A 24,296-nucleotide genomic window follows, 5' to 3' on the forward strand; every position below is an offset into this window, starting at 1 on the left:
AAAGCATGGTTGTAAAAGGAAACTCAATGTATTAGCGATGAGTAAGTCAAGGATTGCAGTTCCTGATTCGATCCGTATTTGTGATTCTTTCAAAATGGCTATCTTCTCGAAATTAGGGAAAATTTGAGGCTTATGCTATCTTAGTTTTTTATATAAAATGCTAACCTAGCCAACCGCGGGCAACTTGATTCATCCCACCCAAAAGACTCAACCAAACAAAGGCAAGCCAACCAGCGTCCGAGATTCCAATGCGGGTCATGACTTTCACATATTGTGGGCAACTCGAAAGGTTATTTCGATGCTTTCGCCCAATTCTCCGCTGACGTGTATCAAAGTCGAGGGGGTGTCACCAAGCGATATTGCCAATCTGTCGCCAGACGAAGAGCATTTCTTGGCCGCCGATTTGACTGAATATTATGGAGGTGAGGATTTTGCCACGGCAAGCAAGATTGTCATCTCTCAGCTAAAATACAGCACACGCCATCCTGATAAGCTCTGGACCTATGGTCGCTTATGCAAAAGACGTTCTGGGAATTCCAATGATTCAGTAATAGAGCGTCTTTCAGTTAGCTACCTAGATCTCTTGAAGGCTGGGTTCACTCAGAGAGATGTTGTTTTAAAGACAAAGATAAGATTGGTCAGTAATCAACCGCTTGCCCCTAAACTCAAAAGATTAGTTGATACAATACATGCGGCTTTTTCGCTTCAGAATTCGCACCCTACCGATTTGAATGAATTGGTTATTAATCTGCCTGAGAATCCAGCATGGATCAGAAGGGATGTCCAAAAACTTTTTAGTCAGCTTACTTTGCAAGAGCCTGATTTCATCAGCTTCTTGAAGGTACTGGATCTCACAGGTTGTGGAGAAGACACTCGAATGGGACAGCATCTTAGTATGATGCAAGAGATTGGTCAGTCTGTGTCTACCGGCGGTAGGAACGACACCTTATTACAGTTAACCGATCTGGTAAGGAAGGAGGCACTACCTGAAAAAGAGGATTCAACCGGACTGAATCGGGAGGATGTCTTAGCTCAGTTAGGTGTTCTTAACATGAAGGAATTGTTTCCCGAACCTTCGCACCTTATTTTTCCTGAGAATCTTATTCTAACTGAGGAGGCTAAGGCACTAGCTGATGTTGTTGTCATCCACAGAAGAACATTGGCACATGGCATTGCTGGTGTAGGTAAAAGCACGACGATACAACAGTTAAAAAATTACTTACCTCCTGGATCACAGATTGTTTTGTATGATTGCTATGGAGCAGGGATCTATAACTCTATAAATTCTGGCAGACATACCTTGAAGCGTGCATTGTTTCAAATCAGTAATGAGTTGTCAGTTCTAACTGGAATTCCCTTTCTAGTCAGACATCACCAAAATGAATTTGACATGATCGATGCCTTCCAGGATCGATTGAATAAGGCGGCTAAAATCGTGGCTGAGGCGGGCGGTCTATTAGTTCTAGCCATTGACGCAGCTGACAACTCCGTAGCGAAGTCAGAAGTGGATGGGGAGAAAAAATCATTTGTCCCTCATTTCTGGGCTCTTACGTTACCTGATAATTGCCGCTTGTTAATGTCTGCCCGAACTGCGCGATTAAATTCCCTCGGGTCGCCGGAAGGAACTATTCCATTTGAATTAAGTGGTTTCGACGAAAAAGGCTCTGCGGAACATTTCAGGCAATCATTTCCGCTTGCGAAGCCAAATTCATTAATAGCATTTCATACGCGTACCCGTCACAATCCCAGAATACAACGCTATCTTCTTGACAAGGCAAAAAATATCGACGGAAAACTATCTTCTTTCATTTATGTCTTTCGTCATGCGCACCTTATTCCAGAAGAGATTTTTGAAGACCTAATTCAACAAGCTGTCCAATATCAACCAGATAAGGCAAAGACAAACAGGCTGCTAGCCACCCTAATCTGTCTACAGCGTCCTATTCCGATTGAGATATTCGCAGGAGCCTGTGCTATCACAAATGCAGAAGCAACTGACTTTTGTCAGGCGTTACGTCCGGGATTGATCTTTGAAGATGCTAAGATAAATTTTCGGGATGAAGACTTCGAGACGCACTTGCGAACACGTTCTGACACTAAGCCAATTATAACATCTACTCTAAATCATCTAGCTAATCATTTTAAAGGTTTAGCCAATTCTAACCCCTACGCAGCCCGAGTAGTTGCCGATCACTTAATAGAGGCCAAACAGTATGTGGAATTAATCCAACTGATATTGGATGAACCCTCTCTTGAATTAATAACAGATAGCCTTCTGCGGCTTCAAACATACCATAGGAGGCTGAATTTGGCGATGCAGTCCGCCGCTATATTGAAAAGAGATACTGACGGAGCAAAACTACTGTTGATGGCAGCAGAAATTACTCGAACTAATGATGCAGCAAAAAGTCTCGTGCTGGCTTGTTTGCCTTTGGCAAATCATTTTGGTGATAACGAAGACCTTTCAGAATATTTCGATGAAAATAATGAAGTAAGAAGGTACGGAAGGCAGTGGTTGGGGGCGATGCATTTTCAGTTAGCAGCAGTGTATGCTCGTGATGCAGTTCAAAAATCGTTAGCTGAAGAACATCTTAAACATGGGTGGGCTTGGGTACGTAAATACATGAACCAACCAAAAGATGATAGGAGGAGTCATGAATGGGAAATCAAGGATCAGGACATAGCAAATCAAACAGAAGCTGTATTCTGGCTTCATGGAGTACAGGAAGCCAAAAAATCACTGAACCGCTGGAAGCCATTGAGAGCTAGGCTAGATAGCTTGGCGTTGATGGTAAAGAATGCGGCTATTTGGTTGAGTGATGAAGAAATTGAGCACTATATTCGTGAGGCTGACTTACCTCTGTTGGGCGAATGTGTTGTGCTGGCAGCACTATGGGAGAGTAAAAGGCCTATTCAGAAGGAGCGCGTTGAAAATCTGGCTGGGCATCTCCTGACTGCAATTAACGAAAAAAGCATCTCACGAAATCCCACGGAAAAACGCCTCGTATTTAGTGATCCTAGACTTGAATGGGCATTAACAATAGCAGAATTATTTACTCAGCACAAAATTGAAAATGCCACCGTACTGAAGGTATTGGATGAGTTGGTCAGTCCTTTTCCCAATCGAATGCCATCAGAATTCGGAGATTTTGACGAATTTACTTATCCACTTAGAAGCGAAGTCCTGAAAGCGGAACTGCAAAAAAGAGTTTTGATAGTAGATGATCTAATTCCCTCTAAGTACCAGAAATCCACCGAAAGCAAGAAAGGGGAGTATGTACCAGATGCTCATGATTCTGATCGACGGAGATTCAGAGAAAAAATAGGCTATATTTTTCCAGTATTCTCTTTAAGAACACAATCTTTGGTCGATTCTCTTGATAAGAGTGTCGCCGTGGAAACCATTGAGAAAGGATTGGATGCTATGGTGCCCATCAAGCCAGGTAATAGTCGTTATTACATTGATAAGCAACGTATTTGGCTAATTGTCGCAGGGGAAGTATTAATCAATATACCAGGGCAGCAAGATCTTTTGAATAAGTTATTTGGCGAAGTGCAGCGCTATACGAATGCGTATCAGGCGAGAAATATTCGACTTCAAATAGCCAAACAAGCAGCGAGTACGATAGAGTACAGACAATTAGCGCTTCGCTGGCTTGAAAAAATCGCAGATGACGCCCAGGAGGATTCCATCTCTATTGACGATCGGTGGAAAGTAATATTAGATTGTGCTAAGGCGTCATTCTTTTACGACTCTGGACTCAGCCGTGATCTATACGGCAGAGCGGTGCAAGCGGCCGAACAAGGTATTGGCGACGAGGTTGCGCATCGGCTTACAATCGCTGTACACTTACTCAAACACATCAGTAAGAGCGTCAGTCCTTCAGAAGGCCACCGATTAGGAGCTAAGCAAGCTGGGTTAGTGGAAGCATACCAGCCCTTCTTATCTGGCGACTTAGCTGCACCTTTCGAAGAAACAATAGAAGCGGTAGCACAACTAAACTTAACCGCCGGACTAAGACTAAGCAGTCGATGGGATTTGCTAAATAAATGTCCACTGGGTGACAGCGCCTTTCCATTAATAAAAGGTGCCTCTGAATCGAATCAATGGTCCGCTAATATTGGCGTTCCGCTTTTACGGTTACTGGGAGACGGAGTTAATTTTACATCCTATGGCCTCAAACTGCTCGAGAATTCAATTAAGAAGGATAAATCTATCGGCTCCAATAACAACAATGAAATCTTTGAGAAGTTATGCTATTGGGCGCGGAGGGATGCACCTGTAGGGCATAGGGCCGAAGCAATTGAACGTATTGTGAGCTGGGCCAAGGAGAACAATATGGCTCATGTTCCCGAAATGAAACAGTTGGAAGGTATACTCTCTTTTTTGTCGCACATCAGACCACCTCTTAAAAACTCTGATGAAAAAACCGAGTATACACTCAAAGCTGAAAGAGAATTTATTGAATGGTTTGAAAGAGCTTCTCATGGTAATATTCAAGCCTTTCGAGAATGCGATGACATCCGTCTATACGCTCGATTAGGCAGACGAGAGCTTTTCGAATGTTTGAAGGAGCTGGGTCAACAGGTTCCTTTTTCCAGGAGGGTCGAGTTCCTTGATTTAGTGAGTAAAATATGGCTCTATCAAGATAGCCAAAGCGATATTTCTGTTGATCTTTTCAATGTTTTTCTTGGGGATTGGAAAAACAGTAAGCCCATTCAAGATTGGGCCTTAAATGGATTACCCAGTTTTTATTCTCGTAATATAGGTCGGTTGACGAATGAGGAGGATTGGCCCTCTCATTTAGAGGAGTTGTGCAGTTTACCCTTAGCCGGAGAGTCGAGAGCCGCTTTGCTGTTACCTGGAGTTGCTGATAAACTCGAGTACCTCAGTGCTGACATGCTTTGTAGGAATGCGCGAGCAATAATCAACTCTCTCGACTATACCTCTTCGCAGGGTTTGATAGAATGGCTGTTAAACCGATTAGAAAGCCAATTGGTTAACGATGGAAAATCTCTGCCATTTACTAAACTGATCACTAATTCTGAAAACACTACGGTTGATTCAATAGAATGCTTAGCCGAATTCGCATGGTATCTGTTTGGCTATCCTGATAAGCGTGTTCGTTGGCAAGCAGTTCATGCTATTCGTGAAGTACTGACGCTACGGGAAAATGTATCTTATCGAAAGGATCTGCTGATGAGGCTGATGACGCTTTCTCATACGAAAACGAGTTCTTTAGCCCCAAAAGGAATCGAGTTTTTTTGGATGTCAGCCCGAGTTTGGACAATGCTACTGGTGGAACAGTTAGCTTTCGAGCTACCCGATGAAATAGCGATGTATGCCGATTCAATTTCAAACCACGCTCTGAACTCCGAATTACCCCACGTGCAGATATGTGGATTGGCCCGTTCTGCAATATTGCGCCTACAACAGCACCATCTTAACATTCTGACAACTGAAAAATTGCAGATGATAGAACAGGTAAATCAGCCTATCACCTTTCTTCTTGACCGTAGTTACGATGTAGTTGGTGATGAATTGAGTCTTGAAAGTGAAGATGCAGAACGGTTTCACTTTGACCCTTTTGATGTGGAAGACTATTGGTTTAGACGCCTAGGAGATGTTTTCTGCCAAACCAGCGGTACAATTGCCACACTTGCTGAAAAGTGGATTTGTGATCGGTGGAACTTTGCAGAAGATGACTGTAACAAAAACTGGGATTATCTAAACCGATATGAATATGGGCTTACACACTTCCATAAATCCGAGGCCATAGTAGATTCGCTTAAAACATATCTAACGCAGAATGCTCTCATGTGCGTAGCTGGTGAATTAGTCAATAAACTTAGCGTCCGAATGGAAGAATATTATGAAGATAGTTCAGTATCCTATTGGGATGAATGGATAATCAGAATGTTATCAAATTCCTGGAAATCAGGCTGGCTGGCTGATCTGCGAGGAGAAATTCCGTTGCGAGCAGAATGCTGGGGAAAAATGCCTGAGCCGTGGGAAGAGAGAAGTACCGATGACTACATTGACGCTTTGGGCTTCGGGGAACGGAACCGTGGCGGCAGTATGGTGATTTATGGTAGTTATGACTTTGGAGTTGAAAAGCATTACGGTAGTGTTCACGTCAAAAGCGTCCTGGTAGATTCAGAAATGGCTGTTTCATTGATGAGAGCGCTTCAGTTGAGCGATCTATATCATCCAATCTTTCCAACATTTGGCTTTAATACCGATATGGATGACGCAGATTCGTTAGAGTATTTGACTAAAGATTTTTTATTAGAACCTACCGTTCAAGAACTCTATCCACTGCACGAAGGTTTAGAGCAAACAGATATTTCTCATCGTAAGGTTAGTGGATACGGAATATTACTATCTGATAAAGTCGTCTCTGAATTCTCTTTGACTCTGAATCCTCAGAACACTGCTTACAGGAATCAATCAAATGCCTTAGTTGCGGAACGCGAGTCTTGGAGCGACGATTTGCGGGATTCGCGTTATAACCAACACAATCCATATTCATCAGGATTCCGACTTTGGATGAGATCGTCTTATTTGCAAAAATATATGCAAAAGCAACAGAAAGATATGTTAATCGAAGTTATTCTCCAGCGCAACCACAGTGAATCTTATCATGAAAAACGATACGACCAAGGAAAGCACATCCTCCTCCTCTTGCGTCAAGACGGAACCTTCGAAACCGTGGACCGAAGTTGCTCATCTTGGCCAGCAGATCATTCATGAGCTGGGTATACACAAAGGCAATAGTGTGCTTGAACGATGGATGTCACAACGAGTGGCAGAGTTAATTTCCAAAACTGAAAGTGCAATCGACGACACCACTCGAGAAATTGCTGCCAAGGAGTGCGAAGAGTTAGTCATGAAACTATGGTCCATCAGGAATTCATTACCTTCAGGAGGGCCCTTTTCTTCAATAATGCCCACACTCAAACGGTTACTAGGTGAACGCGATCTCTACTATCGTGTACCTTTTGGAAAAGATCCTGATGAGGGGGGACTTATAAGTCAGATCATAAGACTGCACGAACGTGAGATGCTGATATTCCTAGAGGCACCTAATATAGCTATATCGCAAGAGATATTCGAAGCTAGTCAGCAAATACGGGAACACTTTTTTGATGAGTTAGATGAATATGAAAGAAATGTTCTTCTATTTGTAGCTAGAAATAAATCTCATGTTAATATTGAAACTGAGCATGATACAGAACAACCATCTGATAACAATAGCGGGGATATTTTAAACAAGACGAACGACAGCTTCGAGAGAATTGCATCCGATAGAGAAGAAATTATCAGAAAAGCATTTGGAGAAATTCTGACGGAAGGCGATCCCAGTTGAGTTATAGGATATGTGTAATCAATTCGCCTCCCGAATATCCATCGCAGATACCTGCCTCCGCAAACTTACCTTCACCAAAGTACTGGCATTCAGGTTCTGACTGTTGATTCCCGCCAAATTATACCCTTGCTTCTGCTTAGCCCCGGATTTGTCGATCAGCCCGACTTCAATAGAAACACTTTGCGCCTTACTCGATGATAGGTACCCTTCCAGTATCCGGTCAGCAGGGACATTGACGTAAATCGTCGTGTCGTAATCGTTCGTGAAGAATATACTCCGATTGGACAGGACGCGGGTGCTGCCATCCTCCGCGCGGTAGGTCAGTGTATCGAAGCCCACTTCATTGCGCGGTTGGCTGGGGTTAGTTGGGTTAAATGCCCGGAAAGCGTAGTACGCTTTTGTAAGCGGGAAATCGGGTTCGGCGTTCTTGTCTTTGCAGCTAGTCATGTTTAGGAGCAACAAGCTAGCTGCTGCGATGACGCTCAATCTCTTCTGTTTCAAAATATCCACTCCGTTTAAGTTCAAAAAAACATTTAGCTGTGGCCAGCATATCGGCGCTGGCATCGTGCATTCCCTTCATCCGTTTTCCCGTTAGCAGATGGTACAGTTCATCCAGACGGGTTGGCACTCGATTGGCCGTTACGTGGGCGCTGGCCTCCATCGTACAAAGCAGTGGCCGGGCGGGCAGCTCCCCTACCCTACCCGGCTGCGCTTTCTGCATTCGGAGAAACTCGGCACCGATCACCCCGCAATCGAAGCTGATATTATGACCTACCCAGGCATCCGCTTTTTCAGTGTCTTGCCATAGTTGCTCCAGTACCTCGGTCAAGGGTTTCCCTTTGCGTTCCGCTTGCTCCTGGCTGATTCTGTGGATACGCTGCGCTACTTTGTTCCAGCGAAAGCCCTCCGGTTTTACAAGCTCATAGTGTCGGCTCAGTTCGTGGCCCTCATCGTCATACAAGCCCCAGGCCACGGAGATGAGCCTCGGCCAGTTAGGCAAGTCCGTAACGGGTAGGTGATTGCACTGCGGCAACCCATTTGTTTCGGTATCGACGATGAGGTACTTCATAATTTCTTTTCAAATGACGTATTTGGCAACAGCCCGTTTACCGCTTCATTCCGGCCGGGGGCAAATCAAACTTTGGTGCCATCTTCGGCACATCGGGAGTCAGCATGGGAGCGGCCTGTTGCTTCATCGGACTTGGTAGAGGCGTCAAATTGAGTTTCTCGCCCTTTTGCAGATCCTCCGTAAAGTCTTTGTTGTGCGGCAGCTTCAAGCTGACTACCTCCTGCAATCCTTTGGCGGCTACTAGTTCGTTTTGCGTCCGAATCAAATTTTGGCGGGTATTAGGCATCGACACTTCAAACTCTGTGCGGTTGTCCTGCCAGCTTTTCACACTGATCCGGGCTTCCGGCTCGTCTTTAGGCGAATTCTTGTTGAGAGCGGTCGAGAATCGCTCGGTTAGTTCCTGTACCCTTCGCTTACCCGTCGCCTGGTCGGGATGGCTCACCGAAACAGTAAGCCGGGCCTGGCTGGGGGAAGGCAGGTTCAAATGCGCCTGTACATTGTTGCTTTCCTGGACGCCGGAGTACCGCAGACGTCCCACCAAATTGATACTGTTACGGATGCCAGCGTTGTCATTGTCGTTGGCCATGACGATCTGTCGGGGCTGGTACTTATCGACCAGCTTCTGTACCGTGTCTGGCGCTCCCGATGACAAATTACCCGCCGTGCCGAGATAGATTCTTTTCTCCCCTTCCGCCGGAGGTTTCAACTGATGGAAACTCATGGCGTCGATCGGGCTTTCGGCGATTACCATTCGGTCCGCGCGTCCGCCTGGCTCGATCACTTTCGGATTGGATATCCAAAGTCCGTCGCCACGGGGACCGTCCACAATCTTGATATTATCATTCCGAACGATGATGGCCACGGTACCCTGCTCATTCTTGATGGGGAACACCGTGTTGACGAACTGCTTGCCCCGATTGCGGTCGAGGTAGGTACGATTGAAAACAGCATTCTCAAATTCAGGGGCTTTAATTGTTTCATCCGAAAGACCCCGGCTTTTGAGGTAATTGGTCTCACTCAATGGCTTCAAATCAAAGCTCCGAACGACAGCCTGCTCACGGGTGGGAGCTGGGTGATTGGGAGCAGGAGACACGGGTTGGGCAATAGTTCGACCTACGCGGTTGTCCATCTGACCGAGGTAGTTTTGCAACGACTGAATCGTATCCTTCCATTCGCCGGTGCCCCGGCGGTGTTGGAATTGCACCACCGTCCCTTTATCGGCCCCGTCGTTTGGGTTAAAGTAAATATCGGCTTCTGCACCCTGACGAGGATAAACAACGATCCTGTCTTTCCCCCCGCTATCGGCTTTGTAGAGGGAAACCGAATTGCCCCCGCTACGCTGCAAATCCTTGATGTAGCCCTGGTCTTTTGCATATTCAACCAGGTCGATCTGTTGTTTGAACTGTTCAAAATCTACCTTTTGAAGCGGCCTCTGCTGAGTTTCGTTTATCTTCCGATCAGCCTGTCGGCGGATTCCTAGTACGCGCTCTTCCAGATATTCCACGTCCCGCAAATCCTTAGCCCGTCTGGCTGCCTTTTTGCTGGCCACCAAATCTTTGGGGGATAACACGCTGAATTCGGTTCCTTCGTTTGTCCGAACTGGTACACGATCATGATAATGATCGGGAAATTGACCTAAGCCCGTTACGTCTTTGTGAATATCAATTCGGTAGGGATCCCGTCCAAAAAATACAATGTTATTATCTGTAAAATCGCTGGGATGCAGTTTAGCGCCGATGAAGTCTTTCACCGAAGCTACCATTTTATTCGCATTCTCCGCCGTTGGGTTAATCCAAACATCCAAATCGTCAGACTTGCGCGAGCTGCCGTACGATTGAACTGCCTTTCCCCCTATGATCGCATACTCTACCTGGTGCCGATTGAGCACCTCCAAAAACGCCTCTTGATCGCGGGTCATTTTTCAATCTCTGTGTTTAAAGTTTTTCGTCGTTTTCTGATTCTTCTGACTCCTCCTCCTTCATGCGGAAGAAGTCTTCCCGGCTGAGCTTGCCGATAATCCACGGCTCGTCGGCGGGTTTCTCAGCATATCCGTACCGCTCGATGATTTCCTGGCGGATTTCCGTAAAATCCACCAGCAGAGTATCCGGTAAAACCGTGACGTCGAACCCCAATTCTTTGCCTTGTAAGCTGTCTATGGTTTTCATTTTTTGGATAGTTTTTGTTACTCAAAAATAATCATAATCAATCGCATTTTCTGATCTTGACAGGCATTAATTCGGTATCATTTCCTCCCAGCATTAAGACTACCCTACTAAGTTAGACTCTTTATAAAGTAACTTCTCGATCTCCTTATCCCCCAGCCCCAACATCGCGGCGCAGTCCAGCACGATGCTATCCATATTGGTTTGCAAATCGTGCTGTTTGGAGAATTTTGGAAGTCCTGTCGTTTCTTTATCCTCAGCTTCCAAAGCGATTCTTCCCCAAAACCGCCCTTGTTGCGATTCGACTGTAAAGCCGATGAACTCGCCTTGGTCAAACTCGTGAAGTTCTTCGGGATTGACGATAGGCCGCTGTTGCTTCCGGTAGCTGATTGTACTACGGCCCCGGTTCGGTTGGTACTTTCCGTCAAACATACTTCCCAGATCGAAGGACGAGCTGTTGTCTCGCGATTCCTCCGGCGTAACGACTTCGTGCTGACCGATCAACTGGCTGACGTATCTGGCCGTTTCCGCGCTCGACACCGCACCGTAAAACTGGTTGCTGAGCGTTCCCAGAATCATCTGGCTTTCCTTTTCCCCGTAGTACTTCCGCACCTGCGACAAATCCTGGCACATGTACACCGTCGCGATCTGCGAGCTTCGCCCGGTAGCGGGTATCTGCTCGAAGTTGGGTATGTAAATCGTGGGAGCCTCATCTAGCAACAGAATGGAATGATGCTTTCCCATGCGGTTCATCCGTTTCAGGGCCACCGTGCTGTATAGTCCCAGGAGGGGCCGCATTGAATCCATTACTTCCCGGTCGCCACCCAGGCAGAGCCAAATTGGCTTCTCGGGATTATTCAAATCCATGCTGAAACCTTCATCCGTTGCCGACATCACCCAGAACACTTCGGGACTGGACAGCTTGGCCAACATGACCTGTAAAGTACCCATCACCCCGGAGAGCTGGTCGGCCGACTTGTTACCAATGGCCGTAACCACACTCATGACGTAACTGAGACATTCGGAGTCATTTCCGATCATGGTCATGAGTTTGTCATAAGGCATCTTGGTAATCAGCGTCACGGCGTGGGGCAAGGTGCAGTACTTCGGATGGTGCTTGCGTAGGTACCAAATCAGGCCCGTCAGAACCGCCGTGCAGGAACGCGACCAGAAATCTTGTTTCTCGATGGTTTCCTGTTGCAGGTTTCTGAGCAGTGCCAAAGCGTATTCCTCCGCATAAGCGATGCTAGGAATATTTTCCGGGGCAATCGGATTCAGGCGGTGAGTGCGATCCATGTCCTGAAAATTGATGACGCAAAACCGTGACGTTGCCTCGGGACTATTCTGGCGGCGATGGTAGGCATAGTCTGTCAGTTCAGGAAACTTGACATCGTACAAAATGCCGCAGTAGTCTTGCGCGAGGGCCTGGCGAATGAGGGGCTTGGCCAGCGAAGCCGATTTCCCCGAACCGGGACCACCCGCGATGAAGATGCCTCTGAACGGATTGGGTATCTTGATCCAGCCGCCCGTGGTGGTACCAAACTGAAAGCCTTTTGACGGAACACCTGCCTGGCGATCCTCGACGAGGGGTCGCTTGGGCTTGGGTCGTAGCAACCAGTAGCCCACTCCCAAACCAAAAATCGCGCTTATCGCCGCTCCTGTCGGCACCAAATATTTGAACTGAAACGGGAATTGGTGTGCTATGCATAATAGCATAACGCCAACGAGGTACCCCAATACCGTGACTAGTTGAATCATCGTAGAAGGGCGCCTTTGCTTCCGCAGCTTCCTCGCTTGGTTTCCTGCCAAGTCGGCATCGTCGGGTATAGCAAGAGCCACGGGAATAATCAGGGCAAAAACTACCCGGATCAACCAGCCGCCTTTCATGTACACGTTCAATAGTTTATTATACCAGCCGACATCCCGCGGCGGAACGTACAACAACAGGAAGTACTCTCCCCCCACTACTGCGGCGACCAAAGCCACCAGCAGCCACACGGCATTCCGGTTTTGATTCATTGAAACAGATTTTCATTTCTCGGTCAACTTCATTCTCACTTATCTCCGTCTCCTCGCTCGACGTCGGAAATCATCATCTTTACCAGTAGCGTGGCCGCCGGTATTGGGAACACTTTCAAACCGCAACGCGCCGATCAGTGGCGTGATATCAATACGGACAGGTCTAAATTTCTGGTCAGAAGAGGCATCTGTGTGTTTGTCGATCTTCTGTTCACCCTTCTCTGCCAAATGGTGAACCTCCAATTTTTTATCCTGCCTTTTTCCAGTTATAGACTCGGTGTCAGAATTCACCGACTTGCTTTTATATTTAACCGATTCAACTTTTGAAGGTAATATGTCCGGCTTTTTCGCTCCTTTGTCCTTCCGCTCTTTTGGTTCAGGATTTTCAATCAGGCGTTCGTAAGCTTGTCGGGGTGTGAAGACATCCCCCTTTTTGGCTCCGCGCTCAACCTCATTCATTCGCTTCCAGAAATCAGGTGAATATTTCTGATTTCGTCCGATATCATGCATCTGCTCACGATCGAGGAGCAGCCCTCCCCTCTCCAACCGATTCACCTGTTTTTCCAGCCTTTGCTTCTGCTGTGCTTCCGTGATTACGGGTCTATAGCCGAAGGACTGTTCAAAGTCCTTTTTGCTTTTTGTCAGCCAGGCATTATAGTTGAACTGACGGCTCCCGCTATCAGGATGCAGCGACCGACTCATCGTCTGATCCCGCGCCGAGACGACGACATGAATGTGCGTTTGCTCTCCCTGCTTCTTCTGTTTAGGTTGAGCCTGCCCTGTCTGCACCTCCTCGTCTAACCCAGAGTACTGCCGATCCTTATGGAGGGTAGCGTACCAAACCACATCCTTCCCCTCCACTTTGCCTTGATGTCTGTTTTTGAAATTTTGAGCATAATTGTCCATTACTTGGCGGGTATAGGATTTCAACTTCTCCTCATCTCCCTCCAAATGTCGAAGCTCTGCTCGGCTTGGGGAAATCACCACGGAATGGAAATGCGGCTTGTTCTTTCGTAGCCCTTTTACATTGGTGTCGATATGTTCCTGCACTTCATGACTGGCAATGCCCTCGCGTTTTTGATCGAAGAAGATCGAGCGTTTCGGATCCACCTCTTCCTTTGCCTCATGCTCGAGGTAATTGATTAGTGCCTGGGATGACCCCGAATTGGTGTAGATGCCGCCCTTCCTGGCGGGCAATACGCGAATGACCATCAGCTATGATATTTAAATATTGATATTTTAAAACACTGAGATAATTAAATTACAGCATTCTGTCACATCAGTATTTTGTTATCAATTCGTCGTAACGTTCTTGGTATCGCTTGCTGGCCCACTCTTGAAGTTCGGCAAGTTTATCAGGCGTCTCGCGATGTTGGTGAAAAAGCAGGTTTAATACCAAGTCGCTCGTCAGGTAGGAGTATAAACTCATATCGCGAATGAAACCAAGGTCAATGTTTGGGTCTTGGCTTTCGGGAATCGGAGTTTGATCCAGTCGCTGCTCCACCTTTTCCAGGTGCTGGCGGACTGGTTCCATGTACCACTTCTCGTGGCTCTGCAAATAGCTGATGATCCGCTCGGTGGTGCGGATGACAGTATCCTTCAAAGGGTGCTTGTCATCCTCCCGGCTAGGGTCGTAATCTAATTCAATGTAGTGAGCAACGGCCTTGCTCAAATATTCATTGAACGTTACTTTGGCAGGTTTGCCCGGCCCTTTCTTTCGGACCAGCTTTTGGTTAATTTTCTCGACTTGCTTGCGGGCGCGCTCAGCTACCTCGGCATCAATCTTCACGGTTTCTCTCTCCATCTCAAAATCAAGCAATTAAAAATTAGCGTGTACAAATGAAAATTCTCAACGGTCTCAAATAAAGGAAGTTGGAATTCATTTGTACACTTTTAGGCCTCTTTAACTCATTTAATTATCTATATATTAATGAATTATGAACTGCTATCTTGCTATCCGCAAAAATTAGCCTTCCCCTCCCTTATATCTCATTTTTGAGCTGCTAAAATAATTAACGGCTGCAATTCCACAAAACAAAAAATAGCCTGGTTACTAATCTTAAAACACAGACGAACAACCAGGCTAAAAAAATGATTTTTAATTCAAAATATTATAATCTTAAAATTAAAATATTTTAAGATTACGAAAGTTCATTATATTTCCTCTACTTCCTCAGCGATAGAAATCATCGTTTTGAACACCTCCGCAGGAATATGATTCCAATTTGGATGCCTGAAACCCTTACCATCGACAAAATCAAATTTCACCAATTCCGTGGTTTGATCTGGGCGACCGGGCCGATACTGTTCGATGTAGATCATCTTTTGAGCATCCAAATTATACCGTTTCACTACTTCACTAGCTATCAACTCACAGGCATTAGTTACGCTCATACCTTCGTCTGTATCTGTCGCAACCACGATGCCGGACCGTCGATAGATTGTAATCAGACACGCACTTGGGTACCGATTTGGGGGAATGAATTTAAGGGTGTACTGTTCCATGGGTTTGTAGAAAATGTCTGGCCACCTATAATTCATAAATAGACGGCCAGGCAAAGGATCACGATTCGGTTTGGTAGCTAATATTCTGAATGAAATTTGCGGCTCGTTGGGCTTTCTGGGCTGCCTCAAAGAAAAAGCGTTTATCATCCCGCAGTCGATCCAGCCAGCCCGCAATATAGGCGGCGTTATTGTCGATAGTCTGGGCGCTGATGCCACTAATTCCACAGAGGTAAGCGGCTCCGAGTTCGGCGGTTAGCTCTTCCTTGGTATAGGTCTGGCTACCGAAGGCGGCTAATTCTGTTATCTCCGGGCGGTTCAATCGGCTACTGTGTCCGGTTGAGTGGACGAGTTCATGAAACAAGACGCTGTAATAATCCTCCGGCGATTTGAAGTTTTGCGCCGGGGCCATGTTTATGACATCGAGCGCGGGCGCGTAATAGCATCGGCTTAGGTCTTTGTTTATCAGCCGGGGGCAATTGGGCATCTGGTCGATAATATGCTCACAGGCTTCGACAACCTTGGGCCGGGTTTCCTTCTCCGGCTCCTGAATCTTGACGGGCAAGGTTGTATCCTCGATGTTGAATATGCGATAATAGCGTAAAATCAACCGATTCTTTTCTCTCTTGTCGCCCTCCTCGGGTTTTAGTGGCTTCCAGAAAACAACGGGTAAACTGACGGCACCTTTTTTCACCTTTCCACCCAGCTCTATTACCTGGTTGAAGGTCAAAAACATAGGCGTACTGTAAGGGGTGAGGGCCAGCAAAAAAGCGTTTACTCCGCTGTAAGGTCTCTTAGTGGCGTAGTTATGGGGGATGCTATATTGCTGCCCGTCCACCACTGTAACTTTCCAGGGCTTACGCCACGGAATCACCCCGTTTTCCAACTTCTTCACTATTTGACCATTGATAAATCCATAAATGTCAAATACTTCTTTCTGCTGCGCTTTCATCGTATTGTCGTTTAGTGTTTTATGACAATACTAAGATACTCATTATATCAATATTTTGAAACATTGATATAATGAAATTATGACATACTGACGCTTTTGTTCCCTTCTATTCTTTTTGTTTAAGTAGGAAAGCCATTAGTCTTTTGAATCTGAATGAATACGGTAATCGCGAATTGTAGCTCGATAAATACCATTTCTATGGAATAGAATAACTTTATAAATTTTATAATAATGCTGTTTTAAAATCCTATAATTTTTCAATACGAAATTTTCAATATTATAATCTAATGAAAGGTTCATCAATGAACATCCGATTTGCGTTAGGGACACAGAGGGAAGGGCGGAGACCTTGTGCTTAGCACGGAGCGCAGCGTACCCCGTAGTGGCCCGGCCCGCAGGGAAACGCCCAACGTTTAATCATCTATTTTTTATTCCTGCCATTCTACGGCATCAATAGCATAAAATAATTTCTAAAAAAGTCTAATATTATTGACTTATTAAAAATTTATATCCTTATTTGTCTATAAAATCAGACAAACAGGTTGATTATGTTTTCTAATAAGGATGTTATTGAATTTCTGGGCACCAATCCAGCTTTATCTGTGTCAATTCTGGAGAAGGAAGCGGCTCTTCCGTCCTCTACCCTTTCAAAAGCCATCGCTGGAAAGCGTACACTCAATGATCGGCATCTGGCCGCTTTGACTCCTGTGTTGGAAAAATACGGTTTGTCATCAGGAAGCCAGCATCAGGCCAGGGTGCTTTCCATTATTAATCATAAGGGCGGGGTTGGCAAAACCACTACGACCATTAACCTAGGTCGTGCGCTCTCATTTCGGGGTAAAAGGGTACTCATGGTAGATATGGACTCTCAGGGCAATCTTTCCCAATCTCTGGGTGTCGACGAACCCGAAGCGCAAGTAGCCCATACCTTATTGAAAAGTACCCCGCTATTTATCCACCCTGTCGCCGAGGGTTACGATTTAGCTCCCAGCGATTTAGAACTTGCATACGCCGATCTTGAACTCGTGCAGGCGGTAGGTGGCGTCAATCAATTGCGAAATGCGCTCACCCCATTGCTGAGTCAGTACGACTACATTCTGATCGACTGTCCGCCTGCACTCAACATTTTTACCAATTCCGCTCTGGTGGCTTCAGATTCATGTTTAGTTACGCTGCAGCCGGAAGCTTCGGCTATGAAAGGCGTTTCCAATCTTTTCGACAGAATTTTTCAGGTGCGTGACCGAATCAATTATAATCTCAAAATCGAGGGCATTCTGCTGACTATGGTCGATCGCCGCCTGAAGGTACACCGCGACATGATCGACTATATTAATCAGACCCTTGGCAACTTCCGGATTTTCAAAAGCGAGATTCGCAACAATGTAACGGTCAAAGAATCGCAGATCGCCCAGCAGGATTTATTCACGTACTCACCTAATTGCAACGCCGCTGAAGACTACATGAAACTGGCGGATGAAATACTGAAAATCAAAACTCTTAAATCAGAAACCGCGTGAAAAAGTATCAGAATTTTCTCCAGGACAGCCGCATGATTAAGGATCAGGGCCTAATGCGTCATGAAGAGATTCGCAACAAGATCAAGATTCTGCCCGAGTTGGAAGACCTCATCCCGCCGCTGCAAAATGAAGAATTCGGCCAACTCGAAGTCAACATTTTGCGAGAAGGCTGCCGGGAGGCACTTCTGGTATGGGAGGTGCCGGAAGACAGCGAGTCAGCCCGCCAAGGAGAGTACATCTTGATCGACGGACATAATCGGTACCAAATCTGCACCAAACATGGGCTGGATTACCGAATCAACTTATCCACGTTTGTTTCCTTCGCTGAGGTGAAGGAATATATGATTGATAATCAACTAGGTAGGAGGAATTTATCACCAGAACAAATTTCTTACCTACGTGGCAAAAAGTATAACACCCAGAAGCTGGAAAAAGGCAAATACACGCGGGAAAACCATAAGGGACAATTTGACCCTTATGCATCCAGAGGTGAAATTAAGGGGAAATCAATAGAGCAAGACATCGAGAATTTGAAGTCCACGCATAAAGGACAAATTGACCCTTATGAAGTAGGAGGGACGACGGCAGAAAAACTGGCGGAGCAATTCAACGTTAGTCCGAAGACTATCAAACGAGACGCCGACTTTGCAATAGGAATCGACAGCATGAATGCTGAATTAAGAAAAGATGTGCTGGGTGGTAAGGTCAAAATGCGTAAATCAGACATTATCGCTTTAGCACGCGGCGACGCGTCCGAACCTACAACTCCCAAGCCCGAACTCAACCAGGAGAGCAATTCAGAAAGGGTACAATTGATCAAGGAAATCAACGAGCTTGCTGGAAAACTACGGAATGGAAGCCAATCGGTTTCCAAGCTGTGCGACAAAATCATTCAGGCTACGGAAAAATTAAAGGGAATAGAATCTTGAACTCTTTTTTCGGGCCCCACGCTAAGAGTTTATTCCCATGACCAAGTTCGATGAGTTAAAAGAGCGTTTCCCCAATCTGATTCCGGTGCCGGAGCTACGAGCAAATGTCTCCATCATCGAGTTGGCAGTTCATTATGGGTATCAGCTATTGCCGCGCAAAGGCCGCACCCGACCCGTGTTGGAACATCCTGGACACGGAGACCGGATCATTATCAAAAATCCCAAAGACCCCACCCAACAAGTTTACCAGCGGGCCGGAGATTTCACTGATTCAGGTACAGTAATCGATTTCATTCGCAACCGTCTTTCTACCGTTTTCTCGACTTATAACCATCCCGGAGAACACGAGTTTAGGAACATTACCCATGTACTTTACGATTATCTTCGCATCGACCCCGAGCAGGTGAGTCAAAATCGTCGACCACTGGAAAGGGTAGGGGAGTCAGTAGCGGTAAAACCCTTCACCGAAGCGTTATTCGATGTCAGACCTTTGGAAGAAGAGAATTATCTCAACCGGCGGCACATCGCTCCTGAAACTATCCAACGTCCTGAATTTAAGGGTCGGATATTCTCCCACGTTGCCTATTTCGATCCAAGCGAGAACCGGGCGGTAGGCTATATGACGACTAAAGTCCACCCAGAACGAGAATATATTCGCTTCACCAATGTCGCCTTTCCTTACTACAACGGGAAGTCCACTGAGGTGGTAGGTTTGGAACTCAGAAATGACAAGGTAAAGCTGCACGCCTCCGGCAGCGATCGCATCAACAGCGTATTCATCTCGAACCCGCCGCTTAAAGTCAAACGGTTTCACGTACTGGAAAGCGCCATCGATGCCCTTTCCCACCGGCAGCTGCGGAGCATCGACGGTGACCAAGCTTTCGATTCCGTGTATTTTTCAACGGGCGGCCAACTCACCCGACAGCAGGTCGAGACAACCTTTCGCTACATCGCGTCTTTTAATAAAGTAAAGGACTGGTGTCTGGTTTTGAGTTTTGACCGAGACGCGAAAGGTCATCTTTATGACTTACAATTCGTGCAACGAATGATCAGCGATCTGTTTCCTGTGAATCCTATCACGGCCAAAAGCAGACGCATTGCCTATCAACTGCCGGAGGAGGAACGTTATCATACTGTCCGAGAAGGACTGCTGAAAAAGATCGAGGCGTTCAATGATGGGGGTACCCTGATCGAAGTAAACCAAGTCGGTGGCAGCGTACGAATCAGCATTCCCGAATCGTCCGCCGCCTTGGCTATGGTCAGCGAATCCCTGCTTACCCTGACCGCGCTACACCACCGGGTAAAAATTCAGAAACCTCGTATGAAAGATTTCAATGCGGATCTTACGCAGGAGGTGGAACTGGGTAAGGAATCCCGCTATGTTATCCGGGACGAATCTGGCCAGGTTTTACACAACGGAAACTTACCACGTCAGATGGCGGATTTGATGCTAAATCTCCGGGAAGTAGGGGAGGGGAAAGTAGAAACAAACAAAGCCTATGTGCTTAGCGAGCGTTTGCCCTACGGATTTCTATCACCCCAGGTCGAGATTGTGATCGAGCAGGGCTTTGTGGTACGGGCAACCCAGACCCCTGAATTCAGCCAGAGAATGAAAACCGAGGTTTAGGCGGTGCTATCAAAAAAAAATCGGCCAACGCCAGGCTTAACTACTCAAACGTACAATTTCCCTCGCCACTCACTTCAACGAGCACCATTGGGCTCGTAATAATTATTTTCACAATTGATCTGCTATTTTTCAACCAGTTGTTTCAACATTGCTTTCAAATTTCCAATCCTTTTCTTCCATATCCTCGATAGAAAGAAGACCTGAACGGGAATTACTAGTAACATGCCAAGTAAAACAAGCAGTTTACCGCTTGAAAAGGTAACCGTCGAGCTAAAAAACAGGATCAGGCAAATAAAAGCAGCCGCTCGGGAAGATACCGACACGATAGCGTACCTTCTGACTTTTACAAGGTAGTTTTCGAGCGATACTTTCAGGTCAGAGCCTGCGACGATGTTTTGGGCAGCCAGGTACCCCAGAATATTATGGCCGATGACCAACAGCATCGCGGTCACCAGCAAAACGTTGGTATAGAGCGGTTTTTGGTCCCCGTTAAACCCACTGTAATACACCAGCAGGAAAACGGTAAACAGGGCCGTTTCAATTACTAACTGCCTTCTGATTCCTTTCAGAACCGGGTGACTGTTTCTCTGAATCATTTGGAACAGCGCATCGCCCGTCTTCGTGTCGGGAGTCAGGTTCTTCCAGTCGGATTTAAGCTCGTCGAGTTCCATCAGTTTATATTTAAAATTTTCTTGACTTTTGTCTTGATGCGGTTGAGCTTCACCCCCACATGGTTCTCAGTCAGGCCGGTGAGTTCGGCTATCTCCCGGTAGCTCAGGTCATCGAGATAGAGGGCGATCAGCGCTTTTTCGGGATCGTCTAACTGCTTCAGGGCCGCAAACATTTTTTCCTCGCGGTGCTGACGTTCTGCGTCCCCATCCTCGTCGGCACGTTCGGGAAGGGAGTCGCCCGACACCAGCTGTGGCTTATTCTTCCGGTGGGTGGCCATCGCGGTGTTCAAGGCGATGCGGTACATCCAGGTGGTGAATTTGGCCGTGCCAACGAACGAAGGCAAGGAGCGCCACAGTTGGTAGACGATTTCCTGAAACAGGTCCTCCTGATCCTCCCGGGTGTCACGGTACAGGCGGCACACCTTGTGGATAATTCCTTGGTGTCGATCGATGAGGGCCAGAAACTCGGTCTGCTCCATGGCTTATTGCTTTTTGAAAGTAAACTTTTGACCTTTCCCATCAGCCTCCACTCTCGTAACGTTCCCCTGCTTATCGGGCTGAAAGCGCAGCACCACCGCCACCTTTTTGCCATAGAATTGGAAAAGAGTTTCGGCATATATCTCGAAAGCCGGATTGCTACCCAGTTTGGCGTAAAGCTGGTTTCCCGACAGAGAGATAGTGAGTTGCATACCATTCTCCCCTACGTAGATTCCCGGTATTTTGCCCACATGTCCCGCCGGAAGTTTCTTTTCCTGATGAACTACAGGCAATTCAAAATCATCCCCGAAAACAATCTTTTCCACGTCTTTCCAAAGTTCGTCGACGGGCAGGGCGGACACGTTGCTCAAAATTACGATGGACATGTTTTCCTCCGGGTAAATGACCGAGATAGCAGAGCACCCGAACGTACCGCCGCCCGTGTAGTAAGCTTCCCGCGTCCGGTTTCCGCCAGGCCTGATGAACCAGCCGTAGCCGTAGCCGTCTTCTCTTCCGTTCACGGGTTGCGGGTTCTGAACGGAAAACAGCTTCTCTTTTATTTCCCCGGGCCATAGTGTGCCGTCTAACAGACTGCTGTTCCATCGGGTCAAATCTTCCGCCGACGCATACAAATCGCCAGAGCCTTTCATCAGGCTAAAATCACGGTTGGGAGCCACAATCAGACAATCGCCCAGCATATGGTAGGCGCTGGTCAGCCGGGGAATCATTTTTCGCGACGAAGCCACGCCCGTATTTGACAGCCGGAGCGGTTCTCCTATTTTTATTGCCAAAATATTGGCGTAGGTGTCCTGATAGACTTTTTCCAACACACCGGCCAATAGAAAATAGCCAGGGCTTGAGTAATGGGTTTCCTTGCCGGGTTCGGCCAGTAGTTTGAGATCAAAAATTTCAGCCATTGCCTGTTTATCGCTCAGGGGCAGAAAGGACTTGACGCTCCAATAGTTGACAATGCCCTCGTTATGGGGTAAGCCGGAGGTATGGGTCAAAAGTTGGTGCAGGGTGATTTTCCGCCACGTGGGGTCGGTCAATTCGGGAAAGAATCCAGCGAGTGAATCCGTCAGCGCGAATTTGCCTTTCTTGGCTGCCAGGACGGTCAGCAGGGCGGTGAACTGCTTGGTGATAGACGCAATTCGGAAAACGGACTGGGGGGTGATGGGTACGTCTAACTCTTTGGAGGCCATACCTACTGCGTCCTGGTAAATGAGGCTATTGTTGGCACTTACCATTACCACGCCGTTGAACCCCATCCTCTGATGCTGCGTGATCAAGTAGTCATGGAGCAGTTTGGCAGCGGCTGACTCGGTCTGGGCGTAGCCACGCGGACAATGAAAATACATCAGGGCTAAAACGGTAGTCAGGATTTTATGGAGGTTCATAGCTATTGTTTTTCACCATAGGTTGCGGCAATGCAGAAAAACTTACAGAGGATCCTGAATTTTTGTGAACCTTGATTTGCCAGAGAGATTTAAAACGAAGAACCGAACACAGTTAAATCATCAAAGATCTCACCTTAGGCATTGTACGGCGGCGAAAGCTCGATGGGGCCTGGAAAAGAAAGGTATTGAACGGATAATGGACAGCCGCTCAGGAAGTGGTATTTGATTCAGTCGGCGACGGCGGGTTATAGTCAAGCAAAACCATAGGGGCGCGAAGGAATGACTACCCCAAGCACCTTGTTTTCGAAGATACATCATTGGACAGCAACATAATGCATTCTTAATCTTTTCACGACCTGAGATTCGCTTATAGGCTTAGGGATGGTTTGTAAACTCCGTAGCGAGAGCCGTGGGGGAAATTATACCTTTGAGTAGTTAGGGCCAGTTACAGTAAAGCTGTGAAGTATAACTGATTCATTAACAGAATACTTACTTATTTTATACTAGTTACATTTTCTTTATAAATAACGTGGTAGTACCCTGCTTGATCTGGATAGGGTAGGTTTCCAGTTCTCGATCTACGAGCTTGTTGTCGTAAGGTATGGGCTGAGTGATATAGTTCATGTCGATAAAGATTATGTTAAGACGCTCGTGGACTTGCCCTTTTATTCGTTCGGTGTGCTTCAAGAGATGTACACTCTCACTATCGGCTTTGGTGTTAGCACTATCTTCAAAGTATCGATAGGAGCAATACCAATATCGGTAGTAATGGTAGTAGTTGGAAAAGCAGGTTTGGTATGAATCGGGATTAGCCCGGTAGTTACGAAACAACTCGTCAATTTGCCGAAGTTGCTTTTCCTGTTCACTGTCCAGCGGCTTGAATAGGGAGCATTCAAACAGCTCCTCCCGGTGATTTTTCAGATGCAAAAGAATTGCTTCTGGGTCGTTATCCCGTTTGACAGTGTATTTGTGTTTGCTAAAAAAAGATAATGAAATAGCGGGTTTGTTGAAGTTGACCAATTTTAGATTCTTATAAGGTGCCTTATCGGCTGGAAAAAAGGGCTTATAATCCTTCATAAATTCCATGGGAACGAAATAGTATTCAAGTTCAGGGTCGTTCGGTAGGGCACTAACCTGATTTGTTAAGGGCTCTAATTGAATGCTCTGGGCCTTGACAAGTTGTCTGACTACTCCTAAATCAGCATTTTTCTGTCTTTGAGTTGGCTGTTTCTTTTCTGTGACTTCCATAATATGTAAAATAAAACACTTATTTACTTCAAAGGTAAATAAGTGTTTTCATAAAAACTATTCTTTTCCCTTTCCAATAAAAAATAAAGGTTTTGATCTATTATCTATTATCAATTCTTTTTTGATTGATTTAAAAGCCGTGTAACGTTTTGTAAATTAATATTTTATAAAGAGAAAACCGAGGTTCAGGCGGTGTAAAACCGAGGTTTAGGCGGAGTTCCACTATTTGAAAACCGAGGTTTAGGAGGGAGCAAAGCGAGGTTTAGGCGGAGGACAAACCGAGGTTTAAGCGGTGCGCATATAGGAAACCGAGGTTTAGGCGGTGATGATCTTAAGTAGAGTAATGTGGATAACTG

General features: G+C 46.3%; 18 protein-coding genes. 5 read left to right on the forward strand and 13 right to left on the reverse strand.

Annotated features, from left to right (window positions below; all coding sequences use genetic code 11):
• Positions 1-184 precede the first annotated feature (184 nt).
• Both GBK04_RS00275 and GBK04_RS00280 read left to right on the forward strand, forming a co-directional pair.
• Positions 185-6,754, forward strand: coding sequence for a hypothetical protein (locus GBK04_RS00275; RefSeq protein WP_152755828.1), 6,570 nt, complete (start codon positions 185-187; stop codon positions 6,752-6,754).
• 52 nt (positions 6,755-6,806) lie between these two features.
• Positions 6,807-7,370: a hypothetical protein gene (locus GBK04_RS00280; protein WP_152755830.1), complete on the forward strand. Its 564-nt coding sequence runs from the start codon at positions 6,807-6,809 to the stop codon at positions 7,368-7,370.
• 18 nt (positions 7,371-7,388) lie between these two features.
• Here the strand turns inward: GBK04_RS00280 and GBK04_RS00285 are convergent, their stop codons facing one another.
• The 9 genes from GBK04_RS00285 to GBK04_RS00325 form a co-directional block, all read right to left on the reverse strand.
• Positions 7,389-7,817, reverse strand: a complete 429-nt coding sequence (locus GBK04_RS00285) for a hypothetical protein (RefSeq protein WP_152755832.1) — start codon at positions 7,815-7,817, stop codon at positions 7,389-7,391.
• A gap of 16 nt (positions 7,818-7,833) precedes the next feature.
• Positions 7,834-8,439 (reverse strand): 3'-5' exonuclease, encoded by a 606-nt coding sequence (locus GBK04_RS00290; RefSeq protein WP_152755834.1) that lies wholly within the window; start codon positions 8,437-8,439, stop codon positions 7,834-7,836.
• Positions 8,440-8,476: 37 nt separating this feature from the next.
• Positions 8,477-10,357: a nucleotidyltransferase gene (locus tag GBK04_RS00295; RefSeq protein ID WP_152755836.1), complete on the reverse strand. Its 1,881-nt coding sequence runs from the start codon at positions 10,355-10,357 to the stop codon at positions 8,477-8,479.
• A 16-nt stretch (positions 10,358-10,373) separates the two neighbouring features.
• Positions 10,374-10,604, reverse strand: coding sequence for a hypothetical protein (locus tag GBK04_RS00300; RefSeq protein WP_152755838.1), 231 nt, complete (start codon positions 10,602-10,604; stop codon positions 10,374-10,376).
• A gap of 99 nt (positions 10,605-10,703) precedes the next feature.
• The gene (locus tag GBK04_RS00305; RefSeq protein ID WP_152755840.1) at positions 10,704-12,620 is read right to left on the reverse strand and encodes a type IV secretory system conjugative DNA transfer family protein; all 1,917 of its coding nucleotides are present in this window, start codon (positions 12,618-12,620) and stop codon (positions 10,704-10,706) included.
• A gap of 39 nt (positions 12,621-12,659) precedes the next feature.
• Positions 12,660-13,832 (reverse strand): DUF5712 family protein, encoded by a 1,173-nt coding sequence (locus GBK04_RS00310; RefSeq protein WP_152755842.1) that lies wholly within the window; start codon positions 13,830-13,832, stop codon positions 12,660-12,662.
• Positions 13,833-13,899: 67 nt separating this feature from the next.
• Positions 13,900-14,424, reverse strand: coding sequence for a hypothetical protein (locus GBK04_RS00315; protein ID WP_152755844.1), 525 nt, complete (start codon positions 14,422-14,424; stop codon positions 13,900-13,902).
• 350 nt (positions 14,425-14,774) lie between these two features.
• Complete coding sequence (locus GBK04_RS00320; protein ID WP_152755846.1) at positions 14,775-15,125, reverse strand: hypothetical protein; 351 nt, start codon at positions 15,123-15,125, stop codon at positions 14,775-14,777.
• Positions 15,126-15,183: 58 nt separating this feature from the next.
• Entirely contained in the window at positions 15,184-16,074 is an 891-nt protein-coding gene (locus GBK04_RS00325; RefSeq protein ID WP_152755848.1) for an ArdC family protein, read from the reverse strand.
• Positions 16,075-16,622: 548 nt separating this feature from the next.
• Between GBK04_RS00325 and GBK04_RS00330 the strand changes: the two genes are divergently transcribed.
• The 3 genes from GBK04_RS00330 to GBK04_RS00340 are packed head-to-tail and all read left to right on the forward strand — an operon-like array spanning position 16,623 to position 20,147.
• The gene (locus tag GBK04_RS00330) at positions 16,623-17,591 is read left to right on the forward strand and encodes a ParA family protein (RefSeq protein ID WP_152755850.1); all 969 of its coding nucleotides are present in this window, start codon (positions 16,623-16,625) and stop codon (positions 17,589-17,591) included.
• Positions 17,588-18,520: a ParB N-terminal domain-containing protein gene (locus GBK04_RS00335; protein WP_152755852.1), complete on the forward strand. Its 933-nt coding sequence runs from the start codon at positions 17,588-17,590 to the stop codon at positions 18,518-18,520. The genes GBK04_RS00330 and GBK04_RS00335 overlap by 4 nt, the downstream gene beginning before the upstream one ends.
• Before the next feature lie 37 nt (positions 18,521-18,557).
• A complete protein-coding gene (locus GBK04_RS00340; protein ID WP_152755854.1) occupies positions 18,558-20,147 on the forward strand; it encodes a toprim domain-containing protein in 1,590 nt (529 codons plus the stop codon).
• Positions 20,148-20,269: 122 nt separating this feature from the next.
• On the opposite strand, the gene GBK04_RS00345 is transcribed toward GBK04_RS00340, so the two are convergent.
• From GBK04_RS00345 to GBK04_RS00360, 4 genes are all read right to left on the reverse strand, one after another.
• Positions 20,270-20,818, reverse strand: a complete 549-nt coding sequence (locus tag GBK04_RS00345) for a hypothetical protein (RefSeq protein WP_152755856.1) — start codon at positions 20,816-20,818, stop codon at positions 20,270-20,272.
• The gene (locus GBK04_RS00350) at positions 20,818-21,297 is read right to left on the reverse strand and encodes an RNA polymerase sigma factor (protein ID WP_152755858.1); all 480 of its coding nucleotides are present in this window, start codon (positions 21,295-21,297) and stop codon (positions 20,818-20,820) included. Before GBK04_RS00350 ends, GBK04_RS00345 begins: the two co-directional genes overlap by 1 nt.
• 3 nt (positions 21,298-21,300) lie before the next feature.
• A complete protein-coding gene (locus GBK04_RS00355; RefSeq protein WP_152755860.1) occupies positions 21,301-22,692 on the reverse strand; it encodes a serine hydrolase domain-containing protein in 1,392 nt (463 codons plus the stop codon).
• Between the two features lie 507 nt (positions 22,693-23,199).
• Entirely contained in the window at positions 23,200-23,778 is a 579-nt protein-coding gene (locus tag GBK04_RS00360; RefSeq protein ID WP_373330563.1) for a hypothetical protein, read from the reverse strand.
• Positions 23,779-24,296 lie beyond the last annotated feature (518 nt).

This window comes from Salmonirosea aquatica, from assembly GCF_009296315.1.
GTDB classification, from domain to species: Bacteria; Bacteroidota; Bacteroidia; order Cytophagales; family Spirosomataceae; genus Salmonirosea; species Salmonirosea aquatica.